General features: G+C 35.5%; 24 protein-coding genes. 12 read left to right on the top strand and 12 right to left on the bottom strand.

Features of this window, described 5'->3' with window-relative positions:
- Positions 1 to 11: 11 nt before the first annotated feature.
- Entirely contained in the window at positions 12 to 1,379 is a 1,368-nt protein-coding gene (gene ffh, locus J3T98_RS10225) for a signal recognition particle protein (protein ID WP_065561794.1), read from the bottom strand.
- Positions 1,380 to 1,525: 146 nt separating this feature from the next.
- On the opposite strand from ffh, the gene J3T98_RS10230 reads away from it, so the two are divergent.
- The 6 genes from J3T98_RS10230 to galU all read left to right on the top strand — a co-directional run bounded on the left by J3T98_RS10230 (position 1,526) and on the right by galU (position 5,544).
- Positions 1,526 to 1,909 carry a RidA family protein gene (locus J3T98_RS10230; protein WP_065561795.1) on the top strand — a complete coding sequence of 128 codons (384 nt, stop codon included), beginning with the start codon at positions 1,526 to 1,528 and terminating at the stop codon, positions 1,907 to 1,909.
- 266 nt (positions 1,910 to 2,175) lie between these two features.
- Positions 2,176 to 3,372 carry an aromatic amino acid transaminase gene (locus tag J3T98_RS10235; RefSeq protein WP_267362779.1) on the top strand — a complete coding sequence of 399 codons (1,197 nt, stop codon included), beginning with the start codon at positions 2,176 to 2,178 and terminating at the stop codon, positions 3,370 to 3,372.
- 63 nt (positions 3,373 to 3,435) lie between these two features.
- Complete coding sequence (locus J3T98_RS10240; protein WP_370632592.1) at positions 3,436 to 3,546, top strand: entericidin A/B family lipoprotein; 111 nt, start codon at positions 3,436 to 3,438, stop codon at positions 3,544 to 3,546.
- A gap of 47 nt (positions 3,547 to 3,593) precedes the next feature.
- Positions 3,594 to 4,091, top strand: coding sequence for a hypothetical protein (locus tag J3T98_RS10245; RefSeq protein ID WP_267362782.1), 498 nt, complete (start codon positions 3,594 to 3,596; stop codon positions 4,089 to 4,091).
- A 10-nt stretch (positions 4,092 to 4,101) separates the two neighbouring features.
- Entirely contained in the window at positions 4,102 to 4,599 is a 498-nt protein-coding gene (locus J3T98_RS10250) for a DUF2569 domain-containing protein (RefSeq protein WP_267362784.1), read from the top strand.
- Positions 4,600 to 4,629: 30 nt separating this feature from the next.
- Positions 4,630 to 5,544 (top strand): UTP--glucose-1-phosphate uridylyltransferase GalU, encoded by a 915-nt coding sequence (gene galU / locus J3T98_RS10255; protein WP_065561799.1) that lies wholly within the window; start codon positions 4,630 to 4,632, stop codon positions 5,542 to 5,544.
- Between the two features lie 80 nt (positions 5,545 to 5,624).
- Here galU and J3T98_RS10260 read toward each other — a convergent pair whose 3' ends face one another.
- The 5 genes from J3T98_RS10260 to orn all read right to left on the bottom strand — a co-directional run bounded on the left by J3T98_RS10260 (position 5,625) and on the right by orn (position 11,457).
- Positions 5,625 to 7,046 (bottom strand): cation:dicarboxylate symporter family transporter, encoded by a 1,422-nt coding sequence (locus J3T98_RS10260; RefSeq protein WP_267362786.1) that lies wholly within the window; start codon positions 7,044 to 7,046, stop codon positions 5,625 to 5,627.
- Between the two features lie 122 nt (positions 7,047 to 7,168).
- Positions 7,169 to 8,494, bottom strand: a complete 1,326-nt coding sequence (locus tag J3T98_RS10265) for a CoA-disulfide reductase (protein WP_065561801.1) — start codon at positions 8,492 to 8,494, stop codon at positions 7,169 to 7,171.
- Between the two features lie 154 nt (positions 8,495 to 8,648).
- A complete protein-coding gene (gene hemH / locus J3T98_RS10270; protein ID WP_267362790.1) occupies positions 8,649 to 9,626 on the bottom strand; it encodes a ferrochelatase in 978 nt (325 codons plus the stop codon).
- Positions 9,623 to 10,900, bottom strand: coding sequence for a lipid IV(A) 3-deoxy-D-manno-octulosonic acid transferase (gene waaA / locus J3T98_RS10275; RefSeq protein WP_267362792.1), 1,278 nt, complete (start codon positions 10,898 to 10,900; stop codon positions 9,623 to 9,625). The genes hemH and waaA overlap by 4 nt, the downstream gene beginning before the upstream one ends.
- A gap of 2 nt (positions 10,901 to 10,902) precedes the next feature.
- Entirely contained in the window at positions 10,903 to 11,457 is a 555-nt protein-coding gene (gene orn, locus J3T98_RS10280) for an oligoribonuclease (protein ID WP_065561851.1), read from the bottom strand.
- An 81-nt stretch (positions 11,458 to 11,538) separates the two neighbouring features.
- On the opposite strand from orn, the gene rsgA reads away from it, so the two are divergent.
- Entirely contained in the window at positions 11,539 to 12,564 is a 1,026-nt protein-coding gene (rsgA, locus tag J3T98_RS10285) for a small ribosomal subunit biogenesis GTPase RsgA (protein ID WP_267362794.1), read from the top strand.
- Between the two features lie 81 nt (positions 12,565 to 12,645).
- On the opposite strand, the gene J3T98_RS10290 is transcribed toward rsgA, so the two are convergent.
- The gene (locus tag J3T98_RS10290; RefSeq protein WP_065561805.1) at positions 12,646 to 13,197 is read right to left on the bottom strand and encodes an HdeD family acid-resistance protein; all 552 of its coding nucleotides are present in this window, start codon (positions 13,195 to 13,197) and stop codon (positions 12,646 to 12,648) included.
- A gap of 176 nt (positions 13,198 to 13,373) precedes the next feature.
- Positions 13,374 to 15,047 (bottom strand): C4-dicarboxylic acid transporter DauA, encoded by a 1,674-nt coding sequence (gene dauA / locus J3T98_RS10295; RefSeq protein ID WP_267358024.1) that lies wholly within the window; start codon positions 15,045 to 15,047, stop codon positions 13,374 to 13,376.
- A 185-nt stretch (positions 15,048 to 15,232) separates the two neighbouring features.
- Between dauA and J3T98_RS10300 the strand changes: the two genes are divergently transcribed.
- Positions 15,233 to 16,600, top strand: coding sequence for a histidine-type phosphatase (locus J3T98_RS10300; protein ID WP_267362796.1), 1,368 nt, complete (start codon positions 15,233 to 15,235; stop codon positions 16,598 to 16,600).
- 3 nt (positions 16,601 to 16,603) lie between these two features.
- On the opposite strand, the gene dtd is transcribed toward J3T98_RS10300, so the two are convergent.
- The 4 genes from dtd to rpsT form a co-directional block, all read right to left on the bottom strand.
- On the bottom strand, positions 16,604 to 17,038 hold the full coding sequence (dtd, locus tag J3T98_RS10305) for a D-aminoacyl-tRNA deacylase (protein ID WP_267362798.1): 435 nt from the start codon (positions 17,036 to 17,038) through the stop codon (positions 16,604 to 16,606).
- Between the two features lie 17 nt (positions 17,039 to 17,055).
- On the bottom strand, positions 17,056 to 17,889 hold the full coding sequence (locus J3T98_RS10310; protein ID WP_065735210.1) for a virulence factor BrkB family protein: 834 nt from the start codon (positions 17,887 to 17,889) through the stop codon (positions 17,056 to 17,058).
- 12 nt (positions 17,890 to 17,901) lie between these two features.
- Positions 17,902 to 18,486: an SPOR domain-containing protein gene (locus J3T98_RS10315; RefSeq protein ID WP_267332370.1), complete on the bottom strand. Its 585-nt coding sequence runs from the start codon at positions 18,484 to 18,486 to the stop codon at positions 17,902 to 17,904.
- Positions 18,487 to 18,603: 117 nt separating this feature from the next.
- Positions 18,604 to 18,867, bottom strand: coding sequence for a 30S ribosomal protein S20 (gene rpsT / locus J3T98_RS10320; RefSeq protein ID WP_025316521.1), 264 nt, complete (start codon positions 18,865 to 18,867; stop codon positions 18,604 to 18,606).
- Positions 18,868 to 19,096: 229 nt separating this feature from the next.
- Here rpsT and pgk point away from each other — a divergent pair, with 229 nt between their 5' ends.
- The 4 genes from pgk to rplA all read left to right on the top strand — a co-directional run bounded on the left by pgk (position 19,097) and on the right by rplA (position 22,716).
- Positions 19,097 to 20,260: a phosphoglycerate kinase gene (pgk, locus tag J3T98_RS10325; RefSeq protein WP_065561811.1), complete on the top strand. Its 1,164-nt coding sequence runs from the start codon at positions 19,097 to 19,099 to the stop codon at positions 20,258 to 20,260.
- 73 nt (positions 20,261 to 20,333) lie between these two features.
- Positions 20,334 to 21,413, top strand: a complete 1,080-nt coding sequence (fbaA, locus tag J3T98_RS10330; RefSeq protein WP_267362799.1) for a class II fructose-bisphosphate aldolase — start codon at positions 20,334 to 20,336, stop codon at positions 21,411 to 21,413.
- A gap of 169 nt (positions 21,414 to 21,582) precedes the next feature.
- A complete protein-coding gene (rplK, locus tag J3T98_RS10335) occupies positions 21,583 to 22,011 on the top strand; it encodes a 50S ribosomal protein L11 (protein ID WP_034884321.1) in 429 nt (142 codons plus the stop codon).
- A 3-nt stretch (positions 22,012 to 22,014) separates the two neighbouring features.
- The gene (rplA, locus tag J3T98_RS10340; RefSeq protein ID WP_065561813.1) at positions 22,015 to 22,716 is read left to right on the top strand and encodes a 50S ribosomal protein L1; all 702 of its coding nucleotides are present in this window, start codon (positions 22,015 to 22,017) and stop codon (positions 22,714 to 22,716) included.
- The last annotated feature ends 21 nt before the right edge of the window (positions 22,717 to 22,737 follow it).

Raw genomic sequence — 22,737 nt, forward strand, 5'->3', positions numbered from 1 at the left:
GAAGTAAAATGTTATCTAGGTGGGAAGCCCATGCCTCCACCCATTAGACCTTTCATTTGGCGCATCATCTTCATCATGCCACCACCTTTCATCTTTTTCATCATTTTTTGCATATCTTCAAACTGCTTAAGCAGCTTGTTAACATCTTGCACTTGGGTACCTGAACCATTAGCAATACGGCGTTTGCGTGAGCCTTTGATGATTTCGGGATTAGCTCGTTCTTTTAATGTCATCGAACCAATTATGGCTTCCATCTTGATGGTGATTTTATCATCCATCTGTGCTTTGATATGATCAGGAAGTTGACCAACGCCAGGTAGTTTAGCCAGCATAGCTCCCATTCCACCCATATTACGCATTTGTCGAAGTTGATCTTGGAAGTCATTAAAATCAAACTTATCACCTTTTTTGAGTTTTTTGGCGATTTTCTCTGCCTTTTCACGATCAACATTACTCTGTAACTCTTCAATTAAAGAGAGTACATCACCCATCCCTAAAATACGTGAAGCGATACGGTCAGGATAAAAAGGTTCTAATGCATCCGTCTTTTCACCCATCCCTAAGAATTTGATTGGTTTACCGGTAATATGACGAATCGATAACGCCGCACCGCCACGAGCATCACCATCCACCTTAGTTAAAATAACCCCGGTCAAAGGTAATGCGTCATTAAATGCTTTTGCCGTATTAGCAGCATCTTGTCCGGTCATGGCATCGACCACAAATAACGTTTCAATTGGATTGATTGCATCATGCAGTGCTTTGATTTCATCCATCATCTCGCTATCGACATGTAATCGACCAGCGGTATCGACAATAAGGACATCAAAAAATTGTAATTTAGCATGTGAAATTGCTTTGTTAACAATATCAATAGGTTTTTGATTGATATCTGACGGGAAGAACTCCACATCAATTGCTTTAGCTAGTGTTTCTAACTGTTTTATTGCCGCAGGGCGATAAACGTCGGCAGAGACAACTAACACTTTCTTTTTCTGTTTTTCTTTTAAAAATTTTGCTAGTTTTGCGACGCTGGTAGTTTTACCCGCACCTTGCAAACCTGCCATGAGAATGACGGCTGGAGGCTGGGTGGCTAAGTTAAGTGAACTATTAACTTCACCCATAGCTGTAGTAAGTTCTGCTTGAACGATTTTGATGAATTCTTGGCCTGGTGTTAGGCTTTTATTAACATCTAAACCAACAGCTTTTTGTTTAACTTGGTTAATAAATTCTCGGACCACAGGTAGGGCAACATCAGCCTCAAGTAATGCCATACGGACATCACGTAGGGCATCTTTGATATTATCTTCAGATAAGCGTCCACGCCCACTAATATTGCGAAATGTCTGTGATAAACGGTCAGTTAAATTCTCAAACATGCTAACTCTCAACAAATGAAAAAATTTTCAACTATCATATCAGAAAATTGGCAGAAGTCCCATGATCATAAATTTACCATGACTTGACACCAAATTTGGTTCCTGTTGAAATGAGATGCATAACAAGATGAAAGGAGAAATCATATATGGTAAAAGTTGTTAATACCAACAAAGCACCAGCAGCAATAGGTCCTTATGTTCAAGGTGTTGATTTGGGCAACATGTTATTTGCTTCAGGTCAAATTCCAATTAATCCAGCTACAGGTGAGATGCCAAGTTGTGTCAAAGAGCAAGCTAAACAAAGTTTAGCGAATGTAAAAGCAATTATTACTGAGGCAGGATATCAAGTTAAAAATATCGTTAAAACGACGATTTTTTTAGCGGATATGAATGATTTTGCGGATGTGAATAGTGTCTATGAGGCATTTTTTACAGAGAATCAGGCAACATTCCCTGCTCGTTCTTGTGTGCAAGTTGCTCGCATTCCTAAAGATGCGAAAGTTGAAATAGAAGTTATTGCGGTTAAATAATCGACTTATAATTGTTAGCACCGAAAGGTGCTAATGAAGTAAAAAAAGTTGAGGAACGGGGTTTTTGAGGTTTTTTTTTATTTAAAATCCCTTTTTTGACCATCTATTCTAACGTTTTATATCCAAATCAGTCTTTTAAACGGTCTATTTTAGTATCCTAAAATTATTTATATTTAAACTATTATTTAGTGATTGATTGCCAATTAAGTTGGTGCAATAATCTACAATTATCCATTGATATTTACTGATTTAATTAGGTTGGGAAAATGTTTGAAAAAGTAGAGTCGTACGCAGGGGATCCAATATTATCATTAGTTGCTGAATTCAATAATGATAAGCGCGAAAACAAGACCAATTTGAGTATTGGTTATTATTATGATGAAAATAGTGTGGTTCCTCAATTATCGTGTATTAAAACGGCTCGTGACTATATTTATCATCATCAACAAGGCGCACAACTTTATTTGCCGATGAGTGGCTTACCGAGTTATTGTCAGGCAATCCAATTATTGCTTTTTGGTGAAGATAACCCTGCTTTTCAAACAAAGCGGATTGCCACTGTTCAAACATTAGGGGGATCAGGTGCGCTGAAAGTCGGTGCTGACTTTTTATATCGTTATTTTCCTGATTCTCAAGTTTGGGTTAGTGATCCAACTTGGGAGAATCATATTGCCATTTTTAATGGCGCAGGATTTAAGGTAAATAAATACCCTTATTTTGATCCTCAGACTTGTGGCGTGAATTTTGATGCGATGCTTGAAACACTAAATACCTTACCAGCTAAAAGTATTGTGTTATTGCATCCTTGCTGCCATAACCCAACTGGTGCAGAATTAACAAACCAACAATGGGACAAAGTGATTGATGTTTTACAAAACCGAGATCTCATTCCATTTATGGATATCGCTTACCAAGGTTTTGGCGAAAGTATCGAAAGTGATAGTTATGCAATAAAAAAAGTGGCTGAGCGAGGATTGTGTGGGTTTATCAGCAATTCGTTTTCTAAAACTTTTTCACTTTATGGTGAGCGAGTGGGCGGTTTATCCGTTTTATGTGATAATAACCAAGTGGCTAATCGAGTGTTTGGTCAATTACAAGCAACGGTTCGTCGAAATTATTCTAGTCCTGCCGCTTACGGTGCACAACTTGTATCATACGTATTAAATAATACTGAACTTAAAGCTTTATGGTTTAAAGAAGTCGAATCAATGCGTAATCGTATTGTTAGCATGCGCTCAACATTAGTCGATTTATTAAAAACAGCAGCGCCTAAACAGAATTTTGACTACCTACTTAAACAAAGAGGTATGTTTAGTTATACCGGTTTTTCTAAAGAGCAAGTCGCACAACTAAAAGATGATTTCGCTGTTTATTTGGTGGGCAGCGGGAGAATGTGTGTGGCGGGTTTAAATCACCATAATATACATCGTGTAGCAGAAGCATTTGCCACAATCAAATCATAATGTGACTAACTAGAGGAGAATCACATGTTACGTAAAGTATTTATTTTATTGGTAAGTATCGCGATGACAACACTTGTAGTAGGTTGTAACACGGTTAAAGGTGTAGGTAAAGACGTGCAATCTGGCGGTAAAGCTATTACCAATACTGCCGAAGATGTTAGTGAAAAATTGTAAATAATAAATGGGTTTGCTTATAGCTTCTTAAAAGCAAACAAAACCATATGTATCGACTATTTATTTTAGCATTTTTACTTGTGGGGTGTGGTTCGTTGAACTTTCGAACTGCACCTTTAATCATGGATAATTGCCAGTATCAAAATCGTTCTGGTGTTGAATTTAAGTTAAACCAACTTGAATCCAATCTTACACAATATCCCCATATTTATCTTTCACAAAGTCGAGCTAGTCGACACTTACCCATGAGTTATGCTGGCTTAAAAGGCAAATTAACGGGTCAAACTTTTGAGCGAGATTATCCAAAAGAGACTTTTTGGCGTAGTACTAATATATTTGAAAGAGCATCAATGTATGATGATGGTTATGATGATTTTTACATTAGCGCCAAACAGAAAGAAGAACGCGATCGTAAAGCAAAGTTTGTTGTTAAAGAAGCTGTGTTAGAAACGTGTCAAATTGTTTATATTTCCATTGATTCTTTAGCTAAAGACAGTGATAATTCGTCATTAATTAAATTTAATGATTTATCTATTATTAATTAAGGATCTTTATATGACGGATAATCCAAAACTTAAGGGATTAGGTGGCTGGCTTATAGTTATTGCAATATTTATCATATTTTCGATTGTAGTAAATCTATTCGCTATCGGTTTTATTGTTATGATTTTCAAAGACCATTGGGGTGATTTTATCAATCCTGCTTCTGAATATTATATTCCTAATTTTAGTTGGGTTTTTCCAGTGGAATTAGGTCTTAACGCGATTTTAATTCCTTTTGCCCTCTATTTGCTTTATCTTTTTTTTACTAAAAACTATAAATTTCCTTATTATATGATTGGTTATCTAGTAACATCATGTACTTTTGTTCTTTTGGATCAATTTTTTTCTTATCATTATGTTAAACTTCCGATTGAAACAAGCGATATAGCTAAAATAGTAAGACAATTCATTTGGAGCGGTATTTGGGCTGCTTATATATTAAGATCAGAGCGAGTTGCAAATACCTTTGTTGAAGGACAATGTAAAAGTCATAACAATATAATTAATTAATTTATCATTTTATTATTTTAAGGAATTAAAATGCCATTAAATTTTGAATCATCTGTTAAAGGAAAAGTTAAAAAAGCAGTTATTCCTGTTGCTGGTCTTGGCACAAGAATGTTACCTGCAACCAAAGCGATTCCTAAAGAGATGTTACCTGTGGTTGATAAACCACTTATTCAGTATGTTGTCAAAGAGTGTATTGCGGCAGGGATAACTGAAATTATTTTTGTAACGCACTCGTCTAAAAATTCTATAGAAAATCACTTTGACACCAGTTTTGAGCTTGAAGCTATGCTTGAGGCCCGAGTTAAACGTCAACTTTTGCAAGAAGTACAAGGGATTCTGCCAAAAAACGTGACGATTACTAGTGTTCGCCAGGGGTTAGCAAAAGGACTTGGTCATGCAGTGCTTTGTGCTTATCCTTTAGTTGGTGATGAGCCTTTTGCTGTAGTATTACCGGATGTGATTATTGACGAGTATGATAGTGATCTTGCTCAAGATAATTTAGCGGCGATGATTAATAATTATCATAACACTAAACATAGCCAAATCATGGTCGAACCTGTACCAAAAGATCTTGTTTCATCTTATGGTATTGTTGACTGCCGTGGTGAAGAGTTATCAGCTGGTAATATAGCGCAAATGTATAGTGTAGTTGAAAAACCGTCAATTGAAGAAGCTCCATCTAACCAATCAGTTGTTGGGCGTTACGTTTTATCTGAAAAAATTTGGCCACTTTTAGCTAAAACGCCTTTAGGTGCTGGAGGTGAAATTCAATTGACTGATGCAATTGCGATGTTACTTGATGAAGATCGAGTGGATGCATACTGTATTAAAGGCCGAAGCCACGACTGTGGAAATAAATTGGGTTATGTACAAACTTTTGTACAATACGCAATGCGTCACAAAAGTTTAGGTGATGATGTTAAAGCATGGTTAAAAACCATTTAATTTTGTTTTTCCGCTGATATAAAAAGACGCCAATTGGCGTCTTTTTGTTAATTAAATTAAACTGAAAATTATCTTTATTGTTAAACTTCAGACTGTTCATTATCCAAAGTCACATTAGGATCATTATAAATATCCATATTCATTAATCCAACTTCATGATCGGTTGCTATTGCAGCGGTCATTGATCCAGATACATTAGCTAACGTTCTGGCCATATCAATGATTGGATCGACGGCTAACACCATACCAATTAATGGGAAATATTCAGCCATACCCATGCCTGAAAGTACGACAGTCGCTGCGACTGTTGCAGTGCCTGGAATACCTGCGATACCAATTGATCCGATAACTACCACAATGACTAGCATTATATAGAATTGAATATCAGTATTAATACCTACCATATGAGCAACCATAACCGCAAGTAAGGCTGGGAAAAAGCCAGCGCAGCCATTCATTCCCATTGTACTTCCGAGTGAGCCAACTAGATTCGCTGTACCTGTATTTACCCCCATTCTAACGGTCAATGTTGAGATAGTCATCGGTAATGTACCAACAGATGAGCGGCTAGTGAAAGCAAGTAACCATGTGCCAAGTGCTTTTTTGATAAATACGATAGGTGAAATTCCATGAAGCATGACAATCACAATATGCACAACAAGCATTATTATGGTTGCAAGGTAAATTGCTAATACAAAGCTTGATACATCAATAATTGCTGGGATACCGTTTGAAATAATAGTACGAGCAAGTAAAGCAATTACCGCATAAGGCATATATTTAATAATCGTCATGGCAATTGACATGATAATTTTATAGAGCGCCTCAATAAAGGTTTTAAAAAGAGCAATAGGTTGTGGATTCTTTTTTTCCATTCGGTTAGCGGCAAGTCCCATCAATGCTGAAAAGATAACTAAGCCTACAATATTCTCTTTTACCATAGAGCCGATGATATTACTTGGAATAAGATTTACGAAAGTGTCAATAATATTGGTATATTGTTTGGCGGTAGCCGTTTTGGTTGATGCTGAACTCAACTCACCTAATGATAGTAAATTTGCTAAAATAATACCGACAATACAAGCGATGGCTGTAGTGAATAGTAACCAAAAAATTCCTCTGAATGCTATTTTCGGCAAATTGTCTTTACCAGAAAAATCAATAATCACTTTTACAATTGAGACAAAAATTAATGGAATCACTAACATGCGTATGAAGGCAATAAAGGCACGACCAAACAAACCATACCATGTTGCTGTTTCTTGCATCCAAACAGTTGAACTTTCTGGAAAACCGGCTGCAGCTTGAATACCTAAACCAATAACAGCACCAAGCACCAATCCGACTAACATTCTAATAGAAAAATTAACTTTTTTGGTTTGCATCGGTCGCATGATGGCAAAAAAGCAAAGCAGTAATAAACCAATCCCGATTAAAGTTTGATAATGGGTGATGGATAAGAACTTTTCGAAAAAAGTGCCCTGAAAAATGGCATCTGACATGTTTACCCCCAGCTTTTGGATAAAATTGAATTAATTTTTAATAATCTTTTATGGTTTGGATTAAAACCAAACCACATATTTTGAATTTTAATAATTTTGCAAATATTTGAAATATTTCAATACTATTTAGCAATGCCCCCAGCGATATTTAAAATATCCCATGGTCTTGAAAAAGGTGGTGCATATAAAAAATCCATCATGGCTAATTCATCAATTTTCATATTAGCCCAAATAGCGGTGGCTAAACTATTCGTTCTTAATACAGCACCACTGCCCCCAGCAATCTGTCCACCTAATAAAATACGAGTTTCGGCGTGATAAATAAGTTTAGCTGTGACGCTAGTTTGCCCTTCAACATAGTTACTATGATTTTTATCTTTAACTACTACTGTTTTGTATGGGATACCAGCTTTAATAGCTTGTTGTTCGGTTAATCCTGTTCGACCGGCTTCAATATCAAATACTCTTAATGCTGATGTCCCAAGGGTTCCTGGGAATTGATTGTTACCGCCTGCTAAATTGTCACCAACAATTTTACCTAATTTGTTCGCTCCGGTCGCTAATGGAATATAAGTCATTGATTGGCTAACGCGATGATGAAGCGCGACACAGTCGCCTGCAGCATAAATATCAGCTATGTTAGTTTGTCCATAATTATCAACGACAATTGCACCATTACTAAGAGTTTCAATATTGAGGTGTTTATAAACTTCGCTATTAGGCTTTACTCCTGTGGCAATAATGACAATGTCGGCGGGATATTTAGCTTTATCGGTGATAACATGAGTAACTTTTTGTTCACCTTCAAAGCCTTGTACTTGCTCTTGTAGATGTAAATCACAATGTTGTTTTAGATTTTCTTCAATTATCTCAGTAAGTTCTGGATCGAAGGCATCGGTCAAAACTCTATCATCTAATTGAATTAATTTTACGTTTTTATTCAATTTTACTAACGATTCGGTTATTTCTAGCCCGATATAGCCAGCACCAATGACCACGACATTGGTATTTTGGTTTAAGGCTTTTTTTATTGCTAGACCATCATACATATCGCGTAAAGTGAAAATATTTTCCAGTTGTCTATTTTCTAAAGGTGGAATTATTGGTATCGCCCCAACGGCAATGAGTAACTTATCATAATCATCGTCAAAGCAATTATTGTTTTTGATATCTTTGACGGTGACTTTTTTTAAATTAGGATCAATAGCGATAACTTCATGTAATGTTTTGATTTCAATGCCATCTTTAGCAAATTGTTCTGGCGTTCTGGATATCATTTCATTTTCATCGCCAAAATGATTGCCAATAAAATAAGGTAATCCACAAGCTCCAAATGAAACTATATCTGATTTTTCATAGATACAAATTGTCGCATTGGGGTCCCTTCTTTTGGCTTTTGCAGCAGCACTTGCTCCAGCTGCTTGAGCGCCAATGATGATTATTTTCATCGATAATTCTCCTTTGAGCGCAGATAATTTTTAACTATCATCCTAACACAGGTTATCATCTAGGTTAAATTAGTTGGTAATTTAGCTTTTATCTTAATCAATTTTACGTTCAGCTGATGTGATTTTGGATAGTTTATTATCGTTAGAATAAATATTAATTAGTCAAAAAAGTTGAGGAACGGGGTTTTTGAAGTATATTTTTGATTAATTCCATCTGTAATGGCGTATCGTTTAAGGCTGGAATGTAATAAAACTGTTTACCACCAGCATTTAAAAATATTTCTCTGTTTTGCTCATCAATTTCATAAAGTGTTTCAATGCAATCCGCCGAAAAACCTGGGCAGATAACATGGACATGTTCAGTCCCGGTTTTAGCTAGGTTTTCTAATATATCGCTGGTGTTTGGTTCAACCCATTTCCCTTTACCAAATTTTGATTGATAAGCCATTTTGATTGGTAAGTCGATACCATTATCTTGGCATTTTTTTATCAATAACTTGGTTGTTAACTGGCATCTTTGCACATAGTCATCTTGCCGTTTATCAATATAGCGTTGAGGTATGCCATGATAGGAAAGAAGCAATACATCAGGTTGTCCTTGCGTTGAAAAAGCTTGTTGCACTTGTGAATAAAGTGCATCGATATAACTTTCGTCATCTGCATAATCACGAATATAGTTAATCTTGAACGCACAATCACGAATAAGTTGCTTAACTTTATCTAATGCTGCCTGAGTTGTAGTTGTAGAATATTGTGGAAATAACGGAAATAGTGTTATTTTTTCACATGATTTTAAATTATTTAGTGCGGATTGTAAGCCCGGTTCACCATAGGTCATGGCTAATTCGCATTGTATATCCGGTAATGCTTGTTGTAATTGATTCATCAAGCGTTTACTGTAATGGAGTAATGGTGATTCCTCATTTATCCATATTTTTTGATAATGGTTAATGATGTAGGGAACGCGTTTAGGTAATACTAGGTATTTTAGTATTGGATACCAAATAAAAGCAGGAAGATCGACAACATGGCGATCGAGTAAAAACTCTGTTAAGTAAGAGCGAATTGCCTCTGGCGTTGCAGCGCTTGGTGTACCTAAATTAACAATTAATACTCCCTGTTTGTTTTTCATAGGTTATCCTTATATGGTTCAAGATAGTGATGGATAACCTTAAGTAGGCGATTTAGTGCTCCTTGGTTTCTTTTTAATACTTGATATGCATTTTCGCCGATTTGCTGACAACGATTGTCGTCATTCAATAAGCTGTTTACAGTTGAATAGAGTGAATCAGCTGTGCTGTCACATATCAACATACCATTAGCTTCAATTAACTGTTCACAAATCACTTTAAAGTTAAAAAAGTATTTACCGCTAATAATTGGAATATGGTGTAGTGCCGGTTCTAATGGATTGTGACCACCATGTTCAATTAAGCTACCGCCAACAAAAGCGATATTAGCTAAACCATAAAGTTCTAATAGTTCTCCCATGGTGTCGCCCAAAATCACTTGCGTCTGCTCAGTTGGGATTTGTTTCGTGCTTCGTTTGATATAATTTAACTTATTGTCGGAAATTAGTTCTTCAACAGTTTTAAAACGTTCTGGATGACGCGGAACTAAGATAAGTAATAAGTTAGAGTGATTTTTTAGTAGTCGTTGAAATGCTGATAAAATGATTTCATCTTCACCTGAATGTGTGCTCGCTGCTATAAGAACTGGTCGATTTAATTGCCATTGCTGTTTTAATTGCGCAAGACTTTGTTTATCAGTTAGTTCAATATCAAATTTAATACTACCGGTTACGGTTAAATGCTCTTTTGGCAAACCTAACGATAAAAATCGCTCTCCATCTTGTTCGTTTTGAGCGGCGACTGTGCTGATTTTAGTTAATAGTTTACTAATCGCTTTTCCTAATTTGTGATACCTATTGGCTGAACGTTCAGATAATCGCGCATTAGCAATAATTAATGGGATTTTTTTGTTATGGCATTGGCTAATTAAGTTTGGCCAAAGTTCGGTTTCCATGATTATGACTAATTTAGGTTTAACTGCTTTTAGAAAACGATGTATTGAACAGGGTAAATCATAAGGTAAATAGACATGGCTAACGCTATCTTTTAGTAGCGTCTTAACTTGTTTAGAGCCAGTAGGTGTCATTGTTGTAACGGTAATTGGTAACTGCGGATATTGTTTTTGAAGTGTTTTTATCAATGGAATTGCAGCGAGTGTTTCGCCGACAGATACCGCGTGAACTAAAATTCCACCTGATTTGACTTTATTTTTACAAAATCCATAGCGTTCTAACCAACGCTTACGATAATCTGGTGCTTTGCGACTGCGCCAAAGCAGTCTAAACCAGACAAGCGGTTGGATTAAATAAAGTAAAATCGTATATAAAATATTCATGATTACTCATTAGTTAGATTGAAAAAGTGTTGTCGGTAATAAAGTAATTCGGCGATTGAGTCGCGAATATCATCTAACGCTTGGTGAGAACTCTGTTTACTGATACCTTTTAATATTTCAGGTTTCCAGCGTCTGGCTAATTCTTTAATCGTACTGACATCTAAATAACGGTAATGAAAATACTTTTCTAGATTTGGCATATAATTAAACAGAAAACGTCGGTCTTGACCAATCGTATTACCACAGATTGGTGAACAGTTTTCGGGAACCCATTGTTTTAAAAACGCAAGAGTTTGTTGTTCAGCTTGTTGTTCGGTAACCGTACTTTGACGAACACGATCGATTAATCCAGACTTGCCATGCGTTTTTTGATTCCAATCATCCATAAGTGCAAGTTGTTCATCTGTTTGATGAATGGCAATGACTGGACCTTCAGCGAGAATATTTAAATTAGAATCAGTTACAATAGTTGCGATTTCGATAATGCGATCGCTATTTGGATTGAGGCCTGTCATCTCCAGATCAATCCATATCAGATTATTTGATAGAGTAGTCATAATTTGTGGTATAAATTTTCTTTTTAATGCTGAGTAGTGTAGCATAAGTACTAAACTGTTTGACCAAAAAAATTAGCAACCGTGGCAAAAAATCAACTTTCAAAAAATCAAAAAAGGCGTATGGCCGCTAAGCATCAACAACGTTTAGAAACTAAGATGGATGAAAATCTATCAAATTTCTCTGCGCCTCGTGAAGGGGTGGTGGTAAGTAGGTTTGGCAAATCAGCGGATGTTGAAGATAATGCTGGGATTATTTATCGATGTAGTATTCGCCGTACTTTACCGTCATTAGTGACGGGGGATAAAGTATTGTGGCGTGAGAGTTTGGAACCGAATACTAATGGTATTATTGAAGCAGTTCATCCTCGTCGTTCCGAGTTAGTACGGCCTGATTTTTATGATGGAGTTAAGCCTGTTGCAGCAAATGTCGATCAAATTGTTATTATTTCAGCCGTTTTACCTGAATTATCGTTTAATATCATCGATCGGTATTTAGTCGCTTGTGAGGCGACGAAAATTAAACCTATTATCGTATTGAATAAAATTGATTTACTTGATGAGCAAAAAAAACAAGAAATTGAGCAACAGTTTCTTATTTACACTAAAATTGGTTATCAGGTTTTATTTGTTTCATGTCAGTCACAACAAGGTATTGAACCTTTACAGAAGGTTTTAGATGGTAAAATTTCTATTTTAGTTGGTCAATCGGGTGTCGGTAAATCCAGTATCATCAATTTACTATTGCCTCACAACCAAGCTACGCTAACTGGTGAAGTATCTGAAATATCTGGGCTTGGCCAACATACCACAACTTCAACTCGGCTTTATCATTTACCAAATGGTGGGGATATTATTGATTCACCAGGAATTCGTGAGTTTGGTTTATGGCATTTAGAGCCAGAGCAAGTTATTGCTGGTTTTGTTGAATTTGATGATTATTTAGGAGGTTGCCAATTTCGTGATTGTAATCACTTAGATACACCGGGATGTTTACTCCAGAAAGCTGTTGCACAAGGCGCGATTGCACCATCAAGGTTAGATAATTATCATCGAATATTACAGTCAATGCGCGAAGTCAAAGCGAAAACCAATAAAAGTTATAAATAGTTGCTTTTGGTTAGAAGGTTTTATTTTTGAACTGTTGAGGCTTATTGCTCACAACATGACTTGTGAGCAATAAAATGAAATTTAAGATCTATGATTTTTTAGTGCAAAACCAATTGCAATATAAGCAAAGCCTTGGAAAACTAAATCTATACCTAAAAACATTCCTAATACCCAAACGCTATCATATGGCCAGCCTGCCATTAACATAAGTCCTAAAATGATGTTAATCACCCCAGAAAAGACGACCCATCCCCAACGAGGTATGTTGCGGTTGCTCATTGCAGCAAAAATTTGAGTAAATCCACTAATCGTCAATAATAAAGAAATTAATAATGTTAATGCGCTTGAGACCGCGATCGGTTGGAAAAACGACATAGCGCCAATGAAGATATATAAAATCCCCATGATTGCCCATAAAGCAGTTTGGCCAAATCCTTTGATGTTAAAAGAGTGGATTACTTGGATAATCCCTGCGATAAAAAGGAGTGAACCGATAAAATAAACAGAAAAAACGGTGGCTATGAATTGATACCCTAATGCCAAGCAACCGAGAATAATTAAAACTATACCAATAATAATAAACCAATTTGATTTTTGTTTAAAACTTTGAATAGTGTTTTCATTAGCTATCATATTTATTTCCTGTTGTTAATGTAATGTATTAAATGAACACCATCTTTCTGAGTTAATCTTGACTCATATGAAAAAGGGAAGTGTACATAGCTGATAAAAAATACTTAGTGAAAACTCGGACGATTTACTTTCACTAAGTATAATATTTAATCAATATAATAAAATCAATTTTGATATTAAATTTTATCTTTCAGTGCTTCATCTAAAGTTGAATAAAACATTAATTTATTTGATACAGGTACAATTCTCGCCCGAGCTAAGGTTTTTAATGGTTGGAATTGCAATTCGCAAATAGATAGATCAACTGACTCTGGTAATTCATCAATAAAATGGATAAGTGCATTTAAGCCTCCTGCATCTAGGATAGGTACCGCATCCCATTGTAAAACAATATGTTGATAACCATTGATTTTTTGGTATAACTCTAAAAAAGTCCGTTCAGCAGCCGCAAAGAATAATGGACCATTAATTCTTAGCACTAACGTCTTTTCATTGCTTTGGTTCAATTCGACCAAACGAGTCATACTAGCAATACGACGCATAAACAGTATTGAGGCTAATACAATTCCAAGCGTAATAGCGATTACCATGTCGAATAATACGGTAAGGGACATGCAAATAAGCATGATCATGATATCGTCTTTAGGTGCGCATTTAATAATGTAGATAACGCGTTGAATGGCACTCATATTCCATGCAACAATTAATAATAATGCTGCCATAGCTGATAATGGAATAAATGATAAAAGTGGGGCAAAACAGATAAGTGCCAATAATACGATTAATGAATGCAATACGGCGGCAATTGGCGATGTTGCGCCCGCTTTGACATTTGCCGCTGAACGCGCAATAGCCGCTGTTGCTGAAATGCCACCAAAAAATGGCGCAATGATATTTCCTAAACCTTGGCCAATCAGTTCGCTATTTGAATGATGTTTGGTATGGGTCATTTCATCTAATACAACTGCGCATAGTAGTGATTCAATCGCACATAACATAGCCATCGTTAATGAGATTGGAATTAAAGCCGTTATTGTTGACCAATTCCATGTGAAACTTGCATGTTCCCATGGTAAGATAAATTCTGGTAAAACAGGTGGAATACCATGACCAACAGTGTTATCGGCTAATGTATAAGTGAATCGTGAACCGATTGTTTCGATTTGATAGCCAAATTGATTGAATACTAACATGGTTAGTATGCCAGCAATTAAAGCCGGTAAATGGCCAGATATTTTTACTCGAAATTTTGGCCACATGATTAAAACAATCAGTGTAACTAAACCAACAAAGGTATCTGCGATATTAATGGTTGGAAAGGCTTTAACTAGTTCAATAACTTTATTAACATAATTTTCTGGCATGTGTTCTAGTGTTAAGCCAAAAAAATCTTTTATCTGCATGGTGGCGATGGTTATTGCAATACCAGAAGTAAAACCTAGCACCACTGGTAGAGGAATGTATTCGATTAATCGACCTAAACGAATTACACCCATCAATATTAAAAAAATGCCTGAAAGTAGAGTGGCAATTAATAGACCTGATAAGCCAAATTGTATGGAAACAGGATATAGAATGACCACAAACGCCGCAGTTGGGCCGGAAACACTAAAACGTGATCCTCCAGTGAGAGCTATCACGAAGCCTGCTATAATTGCGGTATAGAGGCCATGTTGAGGGGCAACACCACTTGCAATAGCTAAAGCCATAGCAAGCGGGATAGCAATAATGCCAACCGTTATTCCGGCAATTAAATCTTTAAGAAAACGAGTTGTGTTGTAAGGAGTATTTATGCATGCAGATATAAACGCACAGCTTATTTTAATACCAGAAAGGCCATATAATTTCATTATGTTTTAAAGCAGTTAAATGAGTTATAAAAAGTAGCTAATAAGATAATCTTTTTTTAAAAAATTGAAAGAGTATTCTAAAAATAATTGTATGATTTTCAGTTAAATTATGTGATTAATGGTATAAAATGCTTTAAAAGCACGCTCTTGTTATTTTGCTCTTATATTATTAGGTAGGAGTCATTATGTCTTTTATAAAACAATCTTTTTTTATCCAATTTTTAATCTTAGTCATCAGTTTACTGATGTTTTCACCATTAAGTTTTGCAGAAATGATAACATCAGGTTCAAAGACCGCGTATCAGTATGATAAACAACAGACTCCTGCACCAGATGGATATCAAGCATTTTATATTGATCATATTGGTCGGCATGGTTCACGTTATATTAGTAAACCTAAATATGAAGATATTGCTTATAACGTATTAATTTTAGCTGATAAAAATAATCAATTAACCGAAATGGGAAAATCATTATTAAGGCAAATTATTCGTATTAAAGCATTGAATAAAAATCATTATGGTCAGCTTACTGATCTTGGTCGAAAAGATATTAGTTTAATTAGTCAACGCATGTTAGCCAATAACCCAACGGTTTTTAAAGGACAAAAAATCGAAGTGATATCATCAACCTCACCAAGAGCTAAAGAAACAGCAGAAATTTTTATTAAAACATTTAAAAATAACTATTCTGATATCAATATTTATCAACAACCAGAAGATCAACAAACTCTATTACGTTTTTTTGAATATTCTCCGACTTATAAAGAATATAAAAAGAGTAAAAGTGTTAAAAATGCCTTAAAATCGCTAGAAAATTCGACTAAAACAGTAGAGATGAGTCAAAATGTTGCAAGTTTGATATTTACTCAAGGCTTTTGTAATGAGTTGAATAATGGGATTTCTTTACCTGAAAAATCTTCAATTAAAACAGCAGATTTTGTCATTGCAGTTTATCAATTTTACCAGGAGTTATTATCATTTTCTCCTGAAATTTTAGCTGATAACCATCTTGATTTTAGCCTTTATTTCACTAAAAATCAGTTATTATGGTTTGACACGGTAGTCACTTCTAAAAATTTTTTACAAATTGGTCCAGCGTTTGATGCGAATGGTATCCAGATTAAAATTGCTGCGCCATTATTGTTGGATATGTTAAAAACAGCTGATAAGGCAATAACTGATAAAAATATTGATGCTAATTTACGGTTTGCTCATGCTGAAACTATTTCGTCATTAGCAACATTGCTTGAACTTGAAGGCACTTATACTGCCGTTAACTCAGTCGCGGATTATCCATTCGTTTGGCAAGCAGAAAAAATTATTCCTATGGGCGCTAATATTCAATGGATTTTTTACCAAAGCAATCAACCCCATCAACCCATATTAATCAAAGTGATGTTAAATGAAAGAGAAGTGCATTTACCATTGAAAACCGATAATTATCCGTACTACCGTTGGGACGAGGTAAAACAGTTTTATGAAAATAAGCTGAGTAAACTAGGTTTTACTGATAATAACACATCTTTAGAATGGCTAAATAAAGTAAAATAATTTTTAAACTTGTAGCCAAAAAGTTACGGGTCCATCGTTAATAAGAGAAACCTGCATGTCAGAGGCAAATTGTCCAGTTTGTGTCTCAATTTGTTGCTGACATTGTCTAACAAAAAATTGATAAAGTTCATTAGCTTTATCGGGTGGAGCACCTTTAGTGAAACTTGGGCGCATACCTTTTTGAGTATCAGCGGCCAGGGTGAATTGAGAAACAACCAACAATTTTCCGTTTATTTGCTGAACATTGAGATTCATTTTGTCATTAGTATCACTGAAAATACGATAGCCGAGTACTTTTTTACTCAAGCGTATTGCTTTTTGCTCGTTGTCATCTTGTTCAACACCGAGTAAAACAAGTAATCCCTGATCGATTTGACCAATAATTTGATTATCAACAGAAACCGATGCTTGTTTTACACGTTGGATTAAGGCAATCATAATTTATATTATTCCAGTTAAGATTGGGGCTTTAATAGCGCTTTTTGTTGTTTATTATAGTCAGCGAGTGTTGCTGCAAATTCGGCGCCAAACAAAACAATACACCATGAGCAGTAGATCCAAACTAACATAATGGGAATTGAGGAAACTACCCCATAAATAAGTTGATAAGTCGGAAAAGAAGTAACATACAGCGCAAAAGCACGTTTACCAATTTCGAATAATATTGCTGCAACTAACGCACCAATTGCAGCTTCTTTAAATGGAATTGATTCAGTTGGAATAATGCTGTAGAGCAACCAAAATCCAACAACCGATATGATAAATGGTAAAGTACTTAGTAGGAGATCACCACTAGCAGCATTCGATAACCATTTTAGGGAAAATATATAAGAACTTACTGCAACACTTGAGCCAACTAAAATAGGACCTAATGTTAAAATTGTCCAATACATGGTTAAGTTATACATGAAGGAGCGTTTGCGTTTGGTTTGCCAGATACGGTTTAGTGCATTATTAATAGAATTAATAAGTAGTAATGATGTTACTATTAAACCGATAATTCCGATAAATGTCATTTTTTTTGTATTGGCAATAAATTGTTCTAGGTAATTTTGAATGGTGTCACTTGCAGTAGGGACAAGATTGCTATAAATGAGCTGTTTTAATGATTGGCTAACTTCATTAAACATAGGAAACGCAGAAAGTAAGGAAAACACAACAGTTATTAATGGGACTAATGCAAGTATTGTCGTATAAGCTAGTTCTGCCGAGGATGAGGTTAAACGATCATGATTTATACGAGACCATAACATTACCAAAAAGGTCTGTATATGCTTAAGTATATTCATAATATATCTTATTTAATTAGAAATAATACAGTTATTAATTCCATTCGTTTTTAAAGTGTTTAATGCTTTTTGCACATCACCTTTATTTGTATAAGGCCCAACGGTAACTCGATATAACTGCTGACTTAAAGATATGTTACCACTAATACCGGTCATTGCCAAAGATGCTTTTAATGTATCTGCATTAGTTTTATCTTTAAAAGCACCACATTGTAGTAACCATTTATTATTATCATTACTTGATGATAAAGTCGATGTGGTCGTGGTGTTATTCATAAAGCTATCTAATATTTGTTGCCGTTCACTTGCTGTTTTATTTGAGTTACTACTAGCATTTGGTGTTTCCAATTCTTTAAGGTAAGTCCAGCGTTCTTGTGGTTTTTCCGGCAGGGTTATTGCTGGAGATTCAGTTTTGACTTTTGGTTTTTCAACTGGTTTTTCAGAAGAATTGGTTGAAAGATAATATAGAATAGAAGAAAACAAAATAATAATGATGATTGCAAGGAATATCATTAAAGATGGGAATAATCGTGACTTATTTTTTTTAGCTTTTCCTTTTGATTGGCTCTTTTTTCTTACATAATCACGCTGAACCACAATACGCTCTCTTTTCTTTTATTCACATAAATTTAAATAATAGTATATAAATAAAAAAAGTGGCTTACACCACTTTTTTTCAATTTTCTTTAACTCTATTGTCAACAGATTAGAAAATTAAGCTAATGCTTTAATCTGTTTAATTAAATTCGCTTTATGACGTGCTGCTTTGTTTTTGTGGATTAGACCACGAGCCGCTTGACGGTCAACAACTGCTTGCATGTCTTTGAATGCTACTTCAGCTGTTTGTTTATCACCAGCTGCTACAGCTGCGTAAACTTTTTTAATATAAGTACGCATCATTGAACGGTTACTAGCATTATGTTTACGGCGTTTTTCGGACTGAACCGCACGCTTCTTAGCTGATTTGATATTAGCCAAAGTCAACTCCCAAGTTTAGATAAAAAATACATATTAATAAGGCGGGGAAATATGCCTGATTTTCTTTCTATTGTCAATGCTGTTACATAAAAAAATTTCCTATATAGTATAAATAACTAATTTCTACTAAATGTTTACTATATAACCGATAATGGATGTAACCTAAAAAGAAATTTTATGTTAGAATAGCAAAAATTTTATTGTTTTTATATTTAAAAGAGGAAGTCTCATGTCTATCATTAGAATGCAAGATCTTGATCTAAAAGGGAAACGTTTATTTATTCGCTCAGATCTTAATGTGCCGGTCAAAAATGGTAAGGTTACTTCTGATGCTCGAATTAAAGCATCATTACCGACTATTGAAGAAGCCATTAAAAAAGGCGCTAAAGTAATGGTTACTTCTCATATTGGCCGTCCTACTGAAGGCGAATATAACCCTGAGTTCTCTCTACAACCAGTGGTTGATTATTTAAAAGAACATGTTTCTTTCCCTGTTCGTCTAGTAAAAGATTATCTTAACGGTGTTGACGTTAAAGAAGGCGAACTAGTTGTTCTTGAAAACGTACGTTTTAATGTAGGCGAAGGTAAAGATGATGAAACTTTATCTAAAAAATATGCAGCACTTTGTGATATCTATGTAATGGATGCATTTGGTACTGCTCACCGTGCTCAAGCTTCAACTCATGGAGCTGGTAAATTTGCGCCAGTAGCTTGTGCAGGTCCATTATTAGCAGCTGAACTTGATGCTTTAGGTAAAGCGTTAGATAATCCAGCTCGTCCAATGGTTGCGATTGTAGCTGGTTCTAAAGTATCAACAAAATTGACTGTTCTTGATTCTTTATCAAAAATCGCTGACCAAATTATTGTTGGTGGTGGTATTGCAAATACATTTATCGCAGCTGAAGGCTATAATGTTGGTAAATCACTTTATGAAGCTGATTTAATTCCTGAAGCAAAAAAATTAATGGCTAATTGTCATATTCCAGTTCCTACTGATGTTCGTGTAGCAACTGAATTTAGTGAAACTGCAACAGCTACTGAAAAATCAGTTGCCGATGTAAAAGAGAATGAACAAATTCTTGATTTAGGTGATAAATCAGCTGAAGCATTAGCAGACATTATCAAAAAAGCCAAAACTATATTATGGAATGGCCCTGTTGGCGTATTTGAGTTCCCTAATTTCCGTCGTGGTACCGAGATTGTTGCTAAAGCAATTGCTGACAGCCAAGGTTTCTCAATCGCAGGTGGTGGTGATACATTAGCTGCAATTGATTTATTTGGTATTGAAGATAAAATCTCTTATATTTCAACTGGTGGTGGTGCCTTCCTAGAGTTTGTAGAAGGTAAAAAACTTCCTGCTGTTGCAATGCTAGAAGAGAGAGCAAAAGCGTAATAATTTTCTATATGAAGGATGAGCCAATCACTCATCCTTTAATTTTTATATAAATAAATCTATAGGTATTAAAATGGCTACAAAGATTTCTGATGTCGTTAAACCTGGTGTTGTAACCGGTGATGATGTTCAAAAAGTGTTTCAAGTTGCTCGTGAAAATAATTTTGCATTACCAGCTGTTAACTGTGTTGACACTAATACAATTAATTCAGTAATCGAAACTGCGGCTAAAGTTGGTTCTGCTGTTATCGTTCAATTCTCTAATGGTGGTGCTCAATTCATCGCAGGTAAAGGATTGAAATTAGATGGGCAAGAAACTGCTGTTTTAGGTGCAATTTCTGGCGCTAAACATGTTCACCTTATGGCTGAAAAATATGGTGTGCCAGTTATCGTTCATACCGACCACTGTGCTAAAAAACTTCTTCCATGGGTTGATGGATTACTTGACGCAGGTGAAGCTCACTTTGCTAAAACGGGTAAACCTCTATTCTCTTCTCACATGATCGATCTTTCAGAAGAATCTTTAAAAGATAATATTGATATTTGTTGTCAATATCTTGCTCGTATGTCAGCAATGAAAATGACATTAGAATTAGAGCTTGGTTGTACTGGTGGTGAAGAAGATGGTGTTGACAATAGCCATATGGATAGTTCAGCACTTTATACTCAACCTGAAGATGTTGCTTATGCTTATGAACGTTTAAGTGCAATTAGTCCACGTTTCACTATCGCAGCTTCATTCGGTAACGTTCATGGTGTTTATAAACCAGGTAATGTTAAATTAACGCCAAAAATTTTAGATAACTCTCAAAAATATGTATCTGAGAAATTCAATTTACCAGCTAAATCATTGAACTTTGTGTTCCATGGTGGTTCTGGTTCTACTCCTGAAGAAATTGCAGAAGCAGTAAGTTACGGTGTTGTTAAAATGAACATCGATACTGATACGCAATGGGCAAACTGGGCTGGTGTTTTAGAATATTACAAAGCAAATGAAGCTTACCTTCAAGGTCAATTAGGTAACCCTGAAGGCGTTGATGCTCCAAATAAAAAATATTATGATCCACGCGTATGGTTACGTAAAGGTCAAGAATCTTTAGTTGCTCGTTTAGAACTTGCATTTAAAGAACTTAATGCGATCGACGTACTTTAGTATCATTCATTATTATATAAAAGCAGGGTTATTCCTGCTTTTATTTTATCCGCTAATAAAAAGTCTTGCATTTTTGTATTAGTTGTAGGATAATTTCGCCCTCATTTAACTTAGGGGAGCTGTCTATTGATTAATAGAAGCGTTTGCACCCGAGAAAAAGGAAACTAAAATGGCAAAAAAAGTACAAGCCTACATCAAGTTGCAAGTTGCAGCTGGTGCAGCAAACCCTAGTCCACCAGTTGGTCCAGCACTTGGTCAACATGGTGTTAACATCATGGAATTCTGTAAAGCATTTAACGCTAAAACAGAAAGCATGGAAAAAGGTCTACCTATTCCTGTTGTTATTACAGTATATTCTGACCGTTCATTTACTTTTGTAACTAAGACTCCTCCTGCGGCTGTATTATTAAAGAAAGCAGCTAAAATCAAGTCTGGTTCTGGTGAGCCTAATAAGAAAAAAGTAGGTAAAGTAACAAGCGCTCAAATTCGTGAAATCGCTGAATTGAAAGCTGCTGATATGAATGGTGCAACTATTGAAACGATGATGCGTTCTATTGAAGGTACTGCTCGTTCAATGGGCTTGGAAGTGGAGGGTTAATTCATGGCTAAATTATCTAAGAAAGCTAAACTTATCCGCGAAAAAGTAAACGCGACTAAACAATATGAAATCAATGAAGCAATCGCTTTATTAAAAGAATTTGCTACTGCTAAATTTACTGAAAGCGTTGATGTTGCAGTTAATTTAGGTATTGATTCACGTAAATCAGATCAAAATGTGCGTGGTGCTATCGTTCTTCCTCACGGTACCGGACGTAGTGTACGTGTTGCTGTATTTACTCAAGGTGCAAACGCTGATGCCGCTAAAGAAGCTGGTGCTGAATTAGTTGGTATGGATGATCTAGCGGATCAAATCAAAAAAGGCGAAATGGACTTTGATGTTGTTATTGCATCTCCAGACGCAATGCGTGTTGTTGGTCAATTAGGTCAAATTTTAGGGCCACGTGGTTTAATGCCAAACCCTAAAGTTGGTACTGTAACACCTAATGTTGCTGAAGCAGTGAAAAACGCTAAAGCTGGTCAAATCCGTTACCGTAATGATAAAAATGGTATTATCCATACTACTATCGGTAAAGCTGATTTCGATGCAGATAAGCTTAAAGAGAATTTAGAAGCATTACTTGTTGCATTAAAACGTGCAAAACCAGCATCTTCAAAAGGTGTATTTGTGAAGAAAGTTAGTCTTTCTACTACAATGGGCGCTGGTGTTGCTATCGACCAAGCAACTTTAAATGCATCTGTTTAATTAATTGTTAAACAAAGAATC

It is taken from the genome of Gilliamella sp. B2772, from assembly GCF_026536985.1.
Lineage (GTDB): Bacteria > Pseudomonadota > Gammaproteobacteria > Enterobacterales > Orbaceae > Gilliamella > Gilliamella apicola_E.